This is a genomic window from Streptomyces sp. NPDC029151 (genome assembly GCF_055564315.1).
Genome location: NZ_JBVHWQ010000005.1, coordinates 24,591 through 38,796 on the forward strand (window position 1 = coordinate 24,591; position 14,206 = coordinate 38,796).

At 67.5% G+C, this 14,206-nt stretch carries 13 protein-coding genes and 1 pseudogene; 8 read left to right on the forward strand and 6 right to left on the reverse strand.

What is annotated here, in order from left to right:
* Positions 1 to 450: 450 nt before the first annotated feature.
* Complete coding sequence (locus tag ACZ4VF_RS19980; protein WP_467927419.1) at positions 451 to 615, reverse strand: hypothetical protein; 165 nt, start codon at positions 613 to 615, stop codon at positions 451 to 453.
* A 417-nt stretch (positions 616 to 1,032) separates the two neighbouring features.
* Between ACZ4VF_RS19980 and ACZ4VF_RS19985 the strand changes: the two genes are divergently transcribed.
* Positions 1,033 to 1,347, forward strand: coding sequence for a hypothetical protein (locus tag ACZ4VF_RS19985; protein WP_467927421.1), 315 nt, complete (start codon positions 1,033 to 1,035; stop codon positions 1,345 to 1,347).
* Here ACZ4VF_RS19985 and ACZ4VF_RS19990 read toward each other — a convergent pair.
* Positions 1,337 to 2,107 (reverse strand): annotated as a pseudogene (locus ACZ4VF_RS19990) (transposase). The gene ACZ4VF_RS19985 and the pseudogene ACZ4VF_RS19990 sit on opposite strands and share 11 nt — an antisense overlap.
* A gap of 1,092 nt (positions 2,108 to 3,199) precedes the next feature.
* On the opposite strand from ACZ4VF_RS19990, the gene ACZ4VF_RS19995 reads away from it, so the two are divergent.
* Both ACZ4VF_RS19995 and ACZ4VF_RS20000 read left to right on the forward strand, forming a co-directional pair.
* Positions 3,200 to 3,445 carry a hypothetical protein gene (locus ACZ4VF_RS19995; RefSeq protein ID WP_467927422.1) on the forward strand — a complete coding sequence of 82 codons (246 nt, stop codon included), beginning with the start codon at positions 3,200 to 3,202 and terminating at the stop codon, positions 3,443 to 3,445.
* 349 nt (positions 3,446 to 3,794) lie between these two features.
* Positions 3,795 to 4,184, forward strand: coding sequence for a hypothetical protein (locus tag ACZ4VF_RS20000; protein WP_467927423.1), 390 nt, complete (start codon positions 3,795 to 3,797; stop codon positions 4,182 to 4,184).
* 537 nt (positions 4,185 to 4,721) lie between these two features.
* Here the strand turns inward: ACZ4VF_RS20000 and ACZ4VF_RS20005 are convergent.
* Both ACZ4VF_RS20005 and ACZ4VF_RS20010 read right to left on the reverse strand, forming a co-directional pair.
* Positions 4,722 to 5,372, reverse strand: a complete 651-nt coding sequence (locus tag ACZ4VF_RS20005) for a Type 1 glutamine amidotransferase-like domain-containing protein (protein ID WP_467927974.1) — start codon at positions 5,370 to 5,372, stop codon at positions 4,722 to 4,724.
* A 701-nt stretch (positions 5,373 to 6,073) separates the two neighbouring features.
* The gene (locus ACZ4VF_RS20010; protein WP_467927425.1) at positions 6,074 to 6,919 is read right to left on the reverse strand and encodes a DUF3626 domain-containing protein; all 846 of its coding nucleotides are present in this window, start codon (positions 6,917 to 6,919) and stop codon (positions 6,074 to 6,076) included.
* A gap of 736 nt (positions 6,920 to 7,655) precedes the next feature.
* On the opposite strand from ACZ4VF_RS20010, the gene ACZ4VF_RS20015 reads away from it, so the two are divergent.
* A complete protein-coding gene (locus tag ACZ4VF_RS20015) occupies positions 7,656 to 7,886 on the forward strand; it encodes a hypothetical protein (protein ID WP_467928012.1) in 231 nt (76 codons plus the stop codon).
* Between the two features lie 64 nt (positions 7,887 to 7,950).
* On the opposite strand, the gene ACZ4VF_RS20020 is transcribed toward ACZ4VF_RS20015, so the two are convergent.
* Positions 7,951 to 8,817, reverse strand: a complete 867-nt coding sequence (locus ACZ4VF_RS20020; RefSeq protein ID WP_467927426.1) for an NAD(P)H-binding protein — start codon at positions 8,815 to 8,817, stop codon at positions 7,951 to 7,953.
* Positions 8,818 to 9,588: 771 nt separating this feature from the next.
* On the opposite strand from ACZ4VF_RS20020, the gene ACZ4VF_RS20025 reads away from it, so the two are divergent.
* The 4 genes from ACZ4VF_RS20025 to ACZ4VF_RS20040 all read left to right on the forward strand — a co-directional run bounded on the left by ACZ4VF_RS20025 (position 9,589) and on the right by ACZ4VF_RS20040 (position 12,134).
* Complete coding sequence (locus ACZ4VF_RS20025) at positions 9,589 to 9,930, forward strand: hypothetical protein (RefSeq protein ID WP_467927427.1); 342 nt, start codon at positions 9,589 to 9,591, stop codon at positions 9,928 to 9,930.
* 26 nt (positions 9,931 to 9,956) lie between these two features.
* On the forward strand, positions 9,957 to 10,619 hold the full coding sequence (locus ACZ4VF_RS20030; protein ID WP_467927428.1) for a peptidoglycan-binding domain-containing protein: 663 nt from the start codon (positions 9,957 to 9,959) through the stop codon (positions 10,617 to 10,619).
* 69 nt (positions 10,620 to 10,688) lie between these two features.
* The gene (locus ACZ4VF_RS20035; RefSeq protein ID WP_467927975.1) at positions 10,689 to 10,757 is read left to right on the forward strand and encodes a DUF6207 family protein; all 69 of its coding nucleotides are present in this window, start codon (positions 10,689 to 10,691) and stop codon (positions 10,755 to 10,757) included.
* Between the two features lie 159 nt (positions 10,758 to 10,916).
* Positions 10,917 to 12,134 carry a PP2C family protein-serine/threonine phosphatase gene (locus tag ACZ4VF_RS20040; RefSeq protein ID WP_467927430.1) on the forward strand — a complete coding sequence of 406 codons (1,218 nt, stop codon included), beginning with the start codon at positions 10,917 to 10,919 and terminating at the stop codon, positions 12,132 to 12,134.
* A gap of 1,014 nt (positions 12,135 to 13,148) precedes the next feature.
* Here ACZ4VF_RS20040 and ACZ4VF_RS20045 read toward each other — a convergent pair.
* On the reverse strand, positions 13,149 to 13,856 hold the full coding sequence (locus ACZ4VF_RS20045) for a CBM20 domain-containing protein (RefSeq protein ID WP_467927431.1): 708 nt from the start codon (positions 13,854 to 13,856) through the stop codon (positions 13,149 to 13,151).
* Between the last annotated feature and the right edge of the window lie 350 nt (positions 13,857 to 14,206).

The window sequence follows — 14,206 nt, forward strand, 5'->3', positions numbered from 1 at the left end:
GACTCCCCCATATGACCCAACCGAACCGCTCCCTGCACACCGTGATCACAATTCTCCGAATGGCAGAGCCCGGCGCCGACGGGGCCGAGGACGGCACCACTTCCTGGGCTTGGTACGGGTGTGGTGCGTTCCACCGCGGTGAACGCACCACACGGCGATCCAGTCGGTGACGCACTGGCAGCGGTAACCGGCAGACGGGCGGAGCCAGGTGGCGGAGACCTGGTCCGCCTTCGACCGGTTCGACGCCGCCGACGCCCTGATCAGTGCCCGCGCGTCGCCGAGGTCGTTGGCATAGGCCTCACGTTCCTTCGCGCTCCAGGCAAAGGCGCCGGAGTCCCAGGCCTCGGCGAGCGGGACCAGGTGGCCGATGTCCAGGCTCGCCGGTCCGGCGATGCAGTGATCGTCATATGGCGAATATTGATCACCCCCGCTGAGGCGGCAGTTGCGACCCTACGCGGGGGCGACGACAGCGTCTTCCTTCAGGGCCCCGGCTCGGGTGTTGCAGCCGTCTTTGTCGGCGTCGATCCAGTGCCTGAACTTGCCGCGTTCGTAACCGGTGCGGTCCTCGGCCGGCACCGGCAGCCGGCCGAGCGCATCGCGCACGGGCAGGACCACCGCCTCCCCCGGCGCCCGCGACGGCGAGGGTGCGGCCGCAGCGGCAGGCCGTGGCGGCACTGCGGGCGGTGACAGGCAGGAGCAGGGCGGCGAAGACAGTGGCCGCAGTACGGGCGAAGCGCATGGAACAGGTGTCCCTTCGAAGATCCGGAACGTTCTTGGGGCTTTCGTAGCGGCCCGCCCGGACAACGCGCCCGGAAACCGGGGGTAGGGTCACCCGCGCGAACGGTAAGTCACACCGCCACACGGTCCGCCAGCCCGTGATCCGGAGGCGGCTGGCGGCGCAGCGATGAGTACAGGGATGACAGCCGGTGCGGTCGCCCACTTGTCTAGAGGTTGTCCCGTAACAACGGTCGGGGTGTCAGGCATACTGGCGTTCGCTGCCGGCTGAGGTCCGGAACTAGGACAGGAGACTGGGTGCCTGAACTGCGGTGTGAAGCGGTTCGTTGGGTGGCTGACGAGCCGTTTCCTGGCATCGTCGAAGTTCAGTTCGTTGACGCTGAGGGCCGACGTTGGTCTTTGATCGATAAGAGTTCGATCTTTGCGCGGTTCGCTGAGCTGGCCCCCGAGTCGGTCTACCCGGTGAAGGTCACGGTGGCGTGCGAGGTCCAGGGAGACATCGAGGCGACGTCCGGCGACGGAGTCGTGACTGTCTCCACTTCCCCGGACGGCGTCACGACGCCGGATGGACGGGACGTCTTCGCTGTGAACAAGAGCCAGGTCATCCCATGAGCGCGAGATTGTGAAGTCGGGCGATGCCGAACATGGCCTGGTGAATAAACGCCGATGTCCTTGAGTCGGCAGTCGGGCAGGATCTTCCGGTTGTTCAGTCGGGACAGGGCGTGTTCGACCCGGCGCGTGCCCGGCGGTGGACGGCGCTCTCCGCCTCCCGCTGCGGGCTGAGATGTGTCTGGCCACGTTGTCTGCGGTGCGGGATGAGCAGGCCGGTGCCCTGGTAGCCGCCGTCGGCGATGACCGGTGCGCCGCGCCAGACCCGGTCGACATCGGACGCCGTAAAGGCCCTACCCTCGTTGCGGCTACCAGGCAGCGGGATCCTGATCTCCACGGCCAGGCGGCTGTTGGAGTCGCTAACGGCCTACAGGTTGGTCGAGTACCAGTAGTTCTCGCTGGAACTGACGATCCTGCGGTCGCGGGTGGGGCACCAGGGTGCCGTCGACGATATAGACAGTGTCCTTGCGTGGTCGGCGGGCCGGCGAGATGGCCGGCAGGGGGGCAAGGCGATCGAGAGCGTGGTCCGCCGCGAATCACGAGACTCCGGACAACGGCGCCACTCGTCGCAATGTGAGGTTCGTGCGCCAATACGCGGCCACCAGCAGCACCCGGTCCTCCAGCGGCAGCCGCCAGGGACGGCCTCGCTGAACATCGCCGCCACGGCGCCGCACCAACGCCACCAGCCTGGCGAACTGCACCTGGGACTGCCCGGAGAACGCTCGATCCGCTTCCGAATATCCGCTGAGATCACCCCACGCATGCCCAGGCAACGCAGCAACCGCCACACGGGTGACGGGACAACCTTCAGCCGACGACAGAGGCCAACAGCTGCTCCTTCCGTGCCACGGCGGACGGCCCAGACTCCGCAGTGCTGAGATCATCAGCCGTCCTGCGCCACTTCCCCAAGCGCAGCCACCTGGTCACTGGCCGGCCGTTTCCCGTGCCGCCAGGGAGACCTTTATTCACCCTATGTGACGAGTCGCCGGTTAGTCGCTGCAGGGCGGGGCAGAGGGTCCTGTGAAAGGCGGTGATTTTGTGGACGAGAGGATTCGCAGGTACTTCATCCGTTTCTCGCTGGTGGGTTTGCTGACCGCAGCTGTGCTGGGCTTCGCCTCGGGAGGTGTCTTCGGTGCTTTGGTGGGCGCGGTAATCGGCTTCACCATGGCCGCCAGCGGTGTCCTGTACTGGGGTGAACATGGAGGTGCGCGCCGCCGCCATCTGTCGGCGGTTGAAGTGCCATCACGTAATGTGGACGGCCGGCGTCTTGGAAGGGTTCGCCGCGTACCCCACCAGAGGGCGGCCAGGTCGACTGGCTGGCCGTACCTAGAGCACTGACCCCGCGAGCCACTCGACCGGCTTCACCGACAGCCTCCCGCGCTTGGCCCAGGGTGCGCCGCTGGAAGATGACCAGCGCCTGCGGGACACCCTGGGCGGGGATGCCGGCCATCCGCTGGCGGCGCACGTCCGGATTCCTGGGCTTCTCGGGGCCGGCCGGCAACTGCCGTATTCCCACATGCCCAGCACCCCGCGGGTGCACCTCAGGAGAACGCCTGACGTGTTCTTCGAGCCGCGCCGCAGAGCGGTACGGCGCGCCGGACATGTGCCGCAGGCGGGGCAGGTGTCGATCAGCAGACACCGGTGGGCAGGACAGACTGCGGCGATACCCCGCCGAAACCGGTGCCGACCGGCACCGTTGCGATCGACGCCCGCAGGCGGCACTGCACGGGTGGCGGGGGAAGGACGGGCTGCGGGCGCCCAGACCGCAGGTATGCATCCGGCTGGAGAACCGGAACGAGTGGTCTCGGTGACGGCGATCCGGATGAACTCACCGGCGCGGGCGAAGGTGCGCACGATGCCCCTGACGCTGGACGGCGGCCAAGGACCGGCCCGCCAGCCGTTCGCCTACGAGGGTCATTCGATGGCGGTCGCCAACGCCGGGCGGGAGAACGACTCCGCCGTCTCGGGTGTCCAGCGGCATCTGCTCGATGTGACGTCGTGTTCGGCGAAGACGTTCCACTTCTCATCCATGTCCCGAGCTCGATATCCGCGCAGGATCCGGTCCCAGCCCTCGTCAGTCCAGAGACGATCCGGCAACTGAGACACCTACCTTGGCATGTCGATCGGATGGAGGCGCCGAAACGACTCTCGGGTGAGCGGGGCATCGGCAGTCATGACGTGATCCTACGGATGCACCACTCCAACAGGCCAGCGACTCCGACACCGCACCGCGCGGGCCCTGTGCCGTCGAGCCGGCGCCCGGCCCCCGCCACCGGCCCAAGTGGAGGCCGACGCCGACTTGATCTTCCTCAAAGGGCACCGAAGCGGCTACCTGGATCCGCGGATGCGTGAACCGCGGACATGCGCCTCGCGCCACCCGTGAGTGTTTACACGATCACGTACCGTGGCCGAAACTCAAGGTCGCACGAGGGAACAGGAGGAAATCCGCCATGCGTTGTCCCACCGCTGTGACGTTCACGGTGCTGATTCTCGGTGCTGCCCTGCTGACCACGCCGGCGGCCGCCGCCAACCAACACCCCGCCGGGCCGGGACGGGTCGCCGTACCAAGCGCTCCCAAAGGGCTGAACGAATCAGTCACGTCCGGGAGAGACGGCCGATGCGGTGCCCCGGTTTCGGAAACGAACGGCAACCGCTCGGGCTTTTCGATCACATGCCACGAAATGCTCAGTGACATGAGCTGGCGTACCGCCATCACATGCACCACGTTCCACGGGCGCCGCTACGCGGAATACGGGCCGACGATCACCGGCAATGGAAAGTCCGCCGCCTTCTGTAAATCGGAAGACCACGCGAGCAACCCTCGGACCGACTACGTCTGAAGGCGGTTTCTCGCCCGCTCGACGGTATTGCGCATGTTGTGGCGGTCCTCGCCGAAGCCGTAAGGAGCAGCAGGCGGCGGCGCACCGCGGCGATGTCGCGGGGGCGGGGCTCGGCGAGTACACAGTAGGTAGCGTTCCAGGCGCCTTGCGTCCACACCAGGTCATCGGGGAAGCCGTTCACGTCCATACCCGCATTAGATTGCTTGTTCGAACTTCGTGTCGCATCGGACATGCCCGAGCGGAACCGTGGGCCGCCCTCACCTCTGACAGCATTGGAGCGCTCGGTGGAAGGGATCCGGTGTGACCTGGACGCCGCCGGAACCCATGCTGAGCGCTCCCGGCTCGGGCCCGAGCTGCGGCCGGGCCGGGCGGGAGAGCGGAGGTGGGATGGGCCCGGGCTCTGTTCTCGGTCGACGCGGGCCGGGTGGTGCTGCGCTCCAGACGCGGCTCCGAGATACTTCCGGCGTCTCTCATGATTGGGGCCGGCGCCTCGCGGCTGCCGGACGCGATTGCGCCGGACGGCGAGTTGGTCGCATCTCATTCATTGAGCGACCGGCATGACAGCGGTCGCTCGATGACCTCGTGATCTTCATCAGCTTGCACCCAGTACAGGCGCGCCTCCGGAGTCCGGGTGACCGCTTCGACAAGACGTCCGTCCGTGAAGAGGGCCCCCACCCCGTCCTCAATCGCCCAGCCGGCGGACAGCGTGCCAGTAACTACAGCTTCCCGGTAGGAAATTCGGCGCCCTGGTTCACTGCCGTAGTGCGGACACACGGAGCCCGGCAGGAGGCCCAGCCCGTCCTGCAGGAACGTCAGCGGCCCGAAGGAATCCGTATGTGAGCCCTCCGCCCAGCAGTTGGCGCCAGCACTGATTCCGCACAGCAGCGTCCCGCTGCTGCATGCGTCGCGCAGCAGCCGGTCGACCCCATGCGCACGCCAGACCGCCAGCAGATTTGCAGTATTGCCACCACCGACGCACACGACATCCTGACTGAGCAGGAACGCCCGCAAAGCCTTGTCGTCCAGCTCCCGCCGGAACAACCTCAAGACAGACGGCTCGCAGTTGCGTGGATTGAACGCGCTCAAGAACTGATCGATGTATGCAGGCGCGTCGCCACTGGCAGTTGGAACGAAGCACACCCTTGGTCGGGGACTCCTCGCGTGATTAAGCAGCCAGTCGTCGAGCAGGCCGTCGTCCTCTGTTGAAAAGCCTCCCCCGGAAGGGCGACACGACGAGCTGAATCGACCACCACGAGAGTGCCTCCTGCGCTGCGCGTCAAGCTTGCGCGCACACTGCCGTGCCACGGCGCCCATCTGCAACCCAATAGACGACGTCCACCCGTCGCTGCGTCCCCTACACTGCTCTGCCGCCACGCCTCCTTCAGGGACCTGGACGCGTAGTGAGGAGACCGGAATAGCGCAGTCCTCGGATACTGCGTCTTCACCAGCAGACCCGGGGGACCGAGGACGCCATCGTCGGCGCCTTCACCGACTCCCCGGCGACGCCCCGCACGCTGTTGCTGGGCCGGTACGACACCGCGGGGCGCCTGCGGTACATCGCGCGCAGTGCGACGCTCCCCCAAGCCGCGGGCCGGCGGTCGCCACGCTTCTCACACCAGCCGCGGACCACCCGTGTGCGGGATGGACGTTCAGCGCGGAATGGGGATCGCGCGAGCCCCTGCACGTCACCCTCGTGGCGCCGGAGCTGGTGGTGGAGGTCGGCGTCGACGTCGCCCGCGGTGGTGCCGGACGCTAGCGCCACCGCACGCTGGCACGGGACGCGCCCGGACCTGTAGCCGCCGTCATACCGGTGATCGAGCCCGGGCCGGCTGGCTGGCTGGCTGGCTGGCTGGCTGGCTGGCTGGCTGGCTGGCTGGCTGAACGGCGTATCAGCTGCTGCTGACAGTCCCGAACCGGGCCAGGCAGTGCCAGACCTTCTTGAGGTCCTGGAGAGCGTATCGACCTGTGCGGGCAGCGTCTCCGACATCCCTGGGAGTGAGCCAGCCACCGTGAGCGATCTTGGCTCCCAGATCCACATACGCCTGGCCGCGATAGTGCGGATGGCGACGAAGTTCAGCCACGCTGAGCCGGAAACCCGGATGCCATTCGACTGTGCACGGTAGACGTTCTGCCGCATGTTCGACTGCCGTGTCGCGATAGCTGGGGTCCAGCACCAGCGCTTCTACATCACTGTCGAACCTGACCGGCCCATGGATCTGTGCCTCGATATGGCCGTCCAGAGGATCCATTTCCGCTGCCTCGGCAAGCTCGAGAAGTGAGCACCGATCGGCGACGCCGAAGGCAGACGGCTCAGCGGAACTGTCCGGGTAACAGAAGGTGGCGCGCCTGAGAGCCTCAGGCGTGAGCCTGAAATACGAGGAGCCGAATCGCGGGGCACCGCCGATCGGATCGCGGCGGTAGTTCAACGCGCCGTAGACAGGTCGCTGCTCAGGTGCGGCGTCATCATACGCGCCAGCGAAGATACGACTCTCCCAGCGCCACCGGTCTCCACCCGGATGAGCGGTCAGCCCGCCGTTACTCGTTCCTGTGACGAACTGTGACCTGTAAACACCGTCGTCAGCCATCTGGACCAGGATAGGACGGCTCTCCGTAACTCGGTCAGGGTGAAAGTGCATCGTCACCCTCACGTCCGGAGGGAGGGGCTTCCCCGCCGACGAAGCCGCGACGTGTCGCAGAGCCCTCCCATGGAGCGAGACGGCGGTATCAGCAGCCATGCTTGGAGTCTGCACAAGTCGCAGGTGCTAACGCACCTCAATATGGTCACTGCTGCCCTGCAAGCCGCCCATCGCTCCAGCAACCGCGCATGCATAGCGCAAGAATGGAACACTGTCTCTTCACCAGCAGGTGCGCGAGACCACCGGGGCGATCTGCCGGCGCCGTCATCGGCACACACGCCGCTGCGCGCACTTCGCTGCTCGGCAGGTTCGACGGCAGCGGCCGCCTTCAGTACGTCGGCCGCACCACCGCTCTCGCCCGGACAGCGAGCGGCACGGTCGCCGGGCTACTCGCCCCGGCGCGGCACGATCACGTATGGACGGGTTGGTCGTTCTCCGCAGGGTGGGGCAGCCGAGAGACGCTGGACGTCTCGCTGGTGGAAGCGGAGCAGGTGGTGGAAATCGGCGCCGACGTCGCCCGCGATGCCTGCAGTCCGTAGCGCCACACCACACGCCTGCACCGCGCCCGCCCCGACCTCTCCCCCACCGACGCCTCCCAGCTCCGCCACCGGCCCACTGACGTCGGCGGCCCCACCGGTACACCCATCCCCGGCGAGACTCTCCCGCCTCACCCTTTGGTAAGGGTCGGCACCGGAAGGACAACACTGGGGCGCCGCCGAGTCCGCCCTCTGCTGAATCGTCACCGCTCATGGCCCCTGCATGTCATGACCGTCAATGTTGCGGCCTGTACCGGCGCCGGTACCGGCCGCTGGACTCCGTGCCCGAGCATCTGGTGATGCGGACGTACTGCGCCCGCTACGCCGAGGACGACGGCTTCGGCCTGCCCACGCTGCTCCCGCAGGCCTACCTCCACTACGACCTCTACATCCGCCGCAGCGGCCTACCCCGCCACCTTGAACTGCTGCCGCAATCGCTCGGGGTACGGGCCGTACCTGCCGATCCGCAGGTACGGCTCAATGACCTCCCGCTCCTTGTCCGTCAGTTGCGCTCGCCTCACACAAGATGATCTACCGATCCAGGACCCGTCGCGAGCGCGAATCCCGCAGATCGATCGCGACTCGATGTCCGACCTAGCGGAAATTGTCCGCGTGCTCCTCCGCCCATGAGCGGAACGTGCGCGCCGGCGCTCCGATGATCTCTTCCACCGTGGACGTGATCAGGTTCGATGCGGGTCGAGTATCAGCGCTGGCCAACAGGGCCTCGACAAGAGCGGGTGGCCTGCCCTCGGCGAGCAGCTGCTGGCGTGCCACCTCCACAGGGACCTTCTCGAAGCGCGCAGGGTGGCCTATCGCTTCCCCAATCGTGTGTACCTGTTCGGCTCTGCTGAGTACCTGCGGGCCGGTCAGAACGTATTTCATGCCCGCATGTCCGTCATCGGTCAGCGCATGTACCGCTACGGCCGCGACGTCGCGTTCGTGGATCACCGCCGTGGCGGCGATGTCGGGCCCACGAACGACGTGCGTGGTGCGGATCTGCTCGGCCCACCCTCGCGCGTTGGAGGCGATGGTGTTCGACCGTAGGAAAGTCCACTCCACGCCGGACCTTTCGATCAGCCGCTCCATGTCGGCGTGGAGCTGGTTGATCGGGTCGGTCTGGCGTTCGGCGTCTTCGTTCACACCCGACGACGAGAGATAGACGATGCGGCGGGCATGCCCCGCGATCGCCTCCAGTACGGCAGGGGCGCCCTCAGTCGTAAGGAACGGCCAGATCAAGAACACCGTGTCGCTCCCGGCCAGTGCTCCCTCCAGCGTGTCCGGCTGGGTCAGGTCCCCGCCCACCACCTTGACCCCCTCAGGTAGCTCGGCCGACTCGGGCACACGCACTAAAGCACGCACGGCGGCATCTGTGGCCAGGAGTTGGACAACAACTTGTCGGCCGACATTGCCGGTCGCGCCAATCACAAGAATCTCACCCATGATCAGCTCAGCCTCGGCCATACCCAAGGTATTCCGAGACGGCTCCGAGATACTCCATGAGGCGGTCGAACTGCTGCCGCGGCCACGCGCCCCTCCACGGTCCGCACCTCCCGGTGATGACGCGGGCGCCAGGCTGATGCCTTCGTTGCCCCTGATCTTCGAGACCTCCGTCAAGAGCGGCACAGCAGGGCGTCTCCGTGATCACCGTGAAACTTCCGGCGACGACCGGACGTTGATCTTCACGGCACGAGCCCGCCCCAGGGTGGACCTCTTGTTCCATCCGCGGGCCCGCGAGCTCTGCACACAGACCCAGCCCCTGGAATGCGCTGGTGACGCGAACGGCTACTGAGACGGCGGACCTGCGAGTCCTGGGATGAGGGCAGAACCTTAAACCGAGTTGGCTCCCTGACAGCCGCGCCGTAGCGGCAGTTGGGCGCGCTGGCTGAAAGAGCAGCGCGCGACAGCCGACAGGCTCGACTGCCTGCTCATCGACGCCATGTCGCGTCGATGCCGAGACCTTGGGCTCGCCGGACTCGCGAACCCTCTCCTACCAGATACGGCGATCGGCGCACACGGGCGCCACTGACAACTAGATTTGCTGTATCGGTCGTGGCGGATGCGGTTCCACGGCGGCGACGGATTGGATTCCCAACGGCGCCGGGTGGCCTGCTGACTGACGGAGACGAGGACTGGTGGACACGGCGGCCCTGCTCGGACTGGGTGCCCTCGGAGGCTCGTTACGCGGATTGGTCGACGTCTATAATCAGACAATGAGCTGGCAGGCCGCCCGCCGTGAGCACCGCAGAGCCCGCCCCACCGGAAGACCGGCCCATGCCACAGGCCGGCGAATTCTTCGACCCGTTGCCCGATATCATCGCCGCCGCCTTCCACATGGCGCTGGGTGCGGCAGTGGCTGCGATACTCGGCGTCTCGGGGCAGATCGACGGCGCGTACGCCGCGGTGCTGGTGGGTATTTCCGCGCCGGCATTGTTGACTCAGCTGGGACGGGTGCAGGGCGTCAGCGATGCTGTGGCGGGGGATGCCCCGCCACCTGACTCCGGGACGGTGTCCTTGCAGACATCCTCGGTCGGTGTCCCCGCCCGCCCGACGGCCGACGGCGAGGGGACCCGGTGATGTCCGTGCCAGGCACAGCCCGGCGCATGCTCGCAGCGGTCCTGGGCCTGAACCGCACCGCGACGAGCTCCAAGCCTTCCCGACGGCCGCGCGACTACCCGCTTCTGCGACGCTGCGTGGCCAGCATGCTCGGCGTTCGGCTTCCTGAAGCGGGGACCTCGCCGCACGCGTCGGTCGACACTGCCCTCGGCACCTCCCCGAAGCGCGACTGGACGGTCGTGCTCGCCGGCGTTTCCCCCACTTCCGCTCCGGCTCCTGCTCCAAGGCCGGCTCGGCTCGGTGTCGTGTACGGGCTCGTCACCGGTCTCGCGGCAGCCGTGTTCGTGGCCGCCGCCACATCCTTGACGCTCAACACCGGATCAGGCACGTCAAGCCCCTCACCCTCCCACACGACGGCACGCCCCCATTGTTCATATGCCTCTGAACTCACTCACACACTCGCCTACGGCGCGAGAGGTGACGAAGTGAAGCAGGCCCAATACCTGATGAAGCTCAACTACAGGGACCTGGCACCCCCGAAAATCACCGGCACTTTTGACGAAGACACCGAAGCCGCTGTGGCGGCCGTCCAGTGGTGCAACAACTACCCAGACAACGTTGGGCGCATCGACACCACGACCTGGTGGCTCCTCAAGTACCCAAGGCGAGCCGAACAGTGCCCATCTGGCTCTGCCCGCCCCGGTTCTTGACGCCCTTCCCGAACAGGTGTGCCCATGGAGGCACACGGCCTGGTCGAGGGGTTCACCGCTGTCGATGGGATGTGGGTGACCACTGCGGTGGAACGCACCACACGGGACGCTGGTCAACCCGGCGCACGGCTGCGCTGACACCTGGACATGGTGGCGTGATCGGGCCGGCACAGCTGCCCCCCGCCCGGTGGGGCTGTACGAGACAGGGAGCCGATGGCCGGCCCCGACCCGAGCCGAGTGGCGACTCAGCGGCGCCGGTAGGCCCTTTTCCGCGCCCTTCGTCCCTATTCTTCAGCAATGGCCATCGACTATGCGGCAGTCTTCCAAGCGCTGCCTGGTGCGGTCGCCCTGCTGACCCCTGATCTGGTCTTCGCCGACGCGAACCTCGCCTTCCTGTGGCAGGCCGGACGCAGCCGCGACCAGGTGGTGGGCCGCTACCTCTTCGACGTCTTCCCCGACAACCCGGACGACCCGTCAGCCTCCGGCGCCCGCAACCTCGAAGCGTCCCTGCGCGCGGTGCTGGCCAACCGCGAGATCGACACGATGGACTTGCAGCGCTACGACGTGGAATCCGCGGAGCGCCCGGGCCAGTGGGAGGAGCGCTACTGGAGCCCGGTCAACGCGCCCGTCTTCGCGCCCGACGGTCACGTCGCCCTGGTGATCCACCGCGTCGAGGAAGTCACCGAACTCCTTCGCGCCACCAGTCGACCGGACGGCGCCCGCCGGCTCGAGGCCGAGCTCTTCAGCCGCATGCGGCAACTACACGAAGTCAACGAGCGCCTGCGCCGCGCCCACGCCCAGGAGCGTGAGGTCGCCCTCGCGCTCCAGCGCGCCATGCTCCCCAGCCCGGCCCCGGTCGGCCATCACCGGGTCGCTGTCCGCTACCGGCCCGCGATCGGCTCCCTCAACGTCTGCGGCGACTGGTACGACCTCGTCCGGCTCCACGACGGCGACAAGATCGCCGTGGCCGTCGGAGACGTCGTCGGCCACGGCCTGGAGGCCGCGGGCGTCATGGGCCAGCTCCGAAGCGCCCTGTCCGCCACCTCCCGAGTCGCCGCCGGCCCCGCGCAGGCCCTCGAAGTCCTGGGCCGCTACGCACACTCGTTGGCCGGCGCCGAGTCCACCACCGCGGTGACCGCCTTCATCGACTTCAGCCGCCACCTCATCACCTACTCCAGCGCCGGCCACCCTCCCCCGGCCCTCCTGCGCGGCGACGGCACCGTAGAGCTCCTTGACCAGGCCACCGACCCTCCACTGGACGCCGCCTTCGAACCCAGCCCCCGGCCCGAAGCCACCACCGCCTTCACCGACGGCGACACTCTCCTTCTCTACACCGACGGCCTCATCGAACGCCGGCACCAGGACATCGACACCGGACTCACCCAACTCGCCGACGCCCTCACCCGCCACCGGGACCTGACCAGCCCCGAAGCACTCGCCGACGCCGTGATGAACGACCTCATCCCCGCCGAAGGCGTCACCGACGACACCGCTCTCGTCGTCGTCAGCCTCTGACAGGGGAAGCGACAGGGCTGACCAACTTCAGCGGCTCGCCGGCCTCGGCCTCGACCGGGCGCAGCAGATGGCTGTCCGAGTCTCCGCGCTGACAGCCACCAAGGATCACGGTTGCAGGGCGGTCAGGTCGTCGTGCGGATGCGCGGGCGGGGTCGTGACGGCCCGCCGCCGGTAGCGCCCCGCACCTCGCGTCCCGACACACCGCTGCGCGGGACAGCCGGCGCTTGACGCCGACGGGTCGGCCGTTCTGGGGGGCCAGGCGCCCCAGTCCCTCATGCGCCACCCGGCCAGTCGCCTTTTGCCCAGTCCATCGCATCCTTCGCGTGCGCCGCGGTGAACGGCACGTTGAGACTGGACGCGTTCGGGAACTTCGCCGTCGATGGCCGCCGTCCTCGGCGGGCAGCTCCACCCGGAGCAGCGGAGGCCCCTCCAGCTCCTCCCAGCGCTCCGCAAGGACGTCCGAGCCTGTCTCTTCGTTACCGGACCTACGGCCACGGTGGGAGCGCGCACAGGGGCACGGCAGGTGTTTCCGGAACCCTCGGCAGCGGCGGGGGACGTTGACCGACCCTCCGTCCGCTCCGTGCGACCCATCAGTCCACAGGACGCTGTGGGGTGCCTGCCTGTACGGCTGCATCCGCCGACGCGCATGCAGCGCCGGACAGGAGTTTCATGTCGTCCGGATCGCTGCGGCCCGAGATGAAGACCTTGGCGAGGGCAAGCAGGCTCGGGCCGCACAGCAGGGTGGCCAGTCACCGATAGCCAGAAGCCAGGTGGATGCCATCTGCGAGCACGGACAGAGCGACCGCCCGTTGCACAGGTGAGCTCCGCCATGCGCAACCGGTGCGCCGTGTACGGACGGGAGAGGTCACCGCGGGACATCACGGATGCCATGCGTTTGTGTTGCGTGTCCACCCGCCGCCAGATCAGCCCCCAACGACGGGCGCCATCGGCGACACTCAGGGTGCCGGGGCCGAGGGGTATCCATCACATATCCCTCGGCCCCGGCGCTGGGCGTCAGCGCCAGGTGTCGTTCACTGTCAGGGTGCCGGTAGGCGGGGTGACGACGGTGCGGTTGTCACCGTTCTCCCAGGTGACGGTGCCGTCGGGGTTCTTCTTGAGGTACTTGTACTGCACGGTGGTGTTGGGCGGCAGCTGGTGGGCGCCGGTCCACAGCGGGTACGTGGCGGAGCCGGTGGTGAGGGGGACGGCCTTGGCCGGGTCCCAGCTGCCGAGGTCAGGCAGGTTGCCGGTGACGTAGAGGTTCTGGCCCCAGCTGGTGCCGGCCGTGGCGCGGAACGTGGCCGAGACGGGGCTGACATTCCAACTGTCGTAGTTGTCCGGCGCGTCCGGGGAGACGGTCAGAGCGCGGTTGGGGTTGCTCTCCCAGGTCACTGTGCCGCTCGGGGAGCGCTTGAGGTACTTGTACTGCACGGTGGCGCCGACGGGCAGTTGTACGCCGGCCGACCAGTTCGGATAGGAGCTCGCGGTGGTGCCCAGGGGGACGGCCTTGGCCGGGTCCCATGATCCCAGCTGCGGAACATTGCCGGTGACGAGGAGGGTCTCCCCCGCCGTGGTGGCCTGCACGCGGAACGTGACTGAGGTGTCCTGCGCCGTGGCCGCCCGGGCGTGGGGGGCCGTGCCGGCGAACAGTACGACGAGAAGCACGGCGAGCGCGAGCAGCGGCCGCAGGGCGGCGGGCGCGCGGTGACGTATCGAGAGCATGGCATCCCTTCGATGGACCGTGACGGCGGATCACGTCCGCCGACCGCGCACATCCCAACACAAGTTGAAGTCGAAAGGTGACCTCAGGCGCTGAAAGGGTTCACACCATGCACGCTATTCGGTCGTGACACCCGACCCACCTCGCGACTTCCTTAAAGTTCTGAACGAACTATTGACACTCGGGGCGGGGGGTTGATCAAGCTGGTCGGCGAGGAAGCCATCGCCCAAGGGGCGTACGGGCTTCACCCGCAGGCCACCTCGGGGGGGTGACCAAGCCTCTCGGAAGACAGCCTCGGCCTTGCGCAAGATGACGCAAAATCTTTCAGACTTCTCGGCCCCGCTGTCCCCGA

Coding starts and splice junctions, on each gene's coding strand:
- ACZ4VF_RS19995 (WP_467927422.1), top strand. CDS start 3,200: ATGCCCCTGACGCTGGACGGCGGCCAAGGACCGGCCCGCCAGCCGTTC.
- ACZ4VF_RS20000 (WP_467927423.1), top strand. CDS start 3,795: ATGCGTTGTCCCACCGCTGTGACGTTCACGGTGCTGATTCTCGGTGCT.
- ACZ4VF_RS20010 (WP_467927425.1), bottom strand. CDS start 6,919: ATGGCTGCTGATACCGCCGTCTCGCTCCATGGGAGGGCTCTGCGACAC.
- ACZ4VF_RS20015 (WP_467928012.1), top strand. CDS start 7,656: ATGCGGACGTACTGCGCCCGCTACGCCGAGGACGACGGCTTCGGCCTG.
- ACZ4VF_RS20020 (WP_467927426.1), bottom strand. CDS start 8,817: ATGGCCGAGGCTGAGCTGATCATGGGTGAGATTCTTGTGATTGGCGCG.
- ACZ4VF_RS20030 (WP_467927428.1), top strand. CDS start 9,957: ATGCTCGCAGCGGTCCTGGGCCTGAACCGCACCGCGACGAGCTCCAAG.
- ACZ4VF_RS20040 (WP_467927430.1), top strand. CDS start 10,917: ATGGCCATCGACTATGCGGCAGTCTTCCAAGCGCTGCCTGGTGCGGTC.
- ACZ4VF_RS20045 (WP_467927431.1), bottom strand. CDS start 13,856: ATGCTCTCGATACGTCACCGCGCGCCCGCCGCCCTGCGGCCGCTGCTC.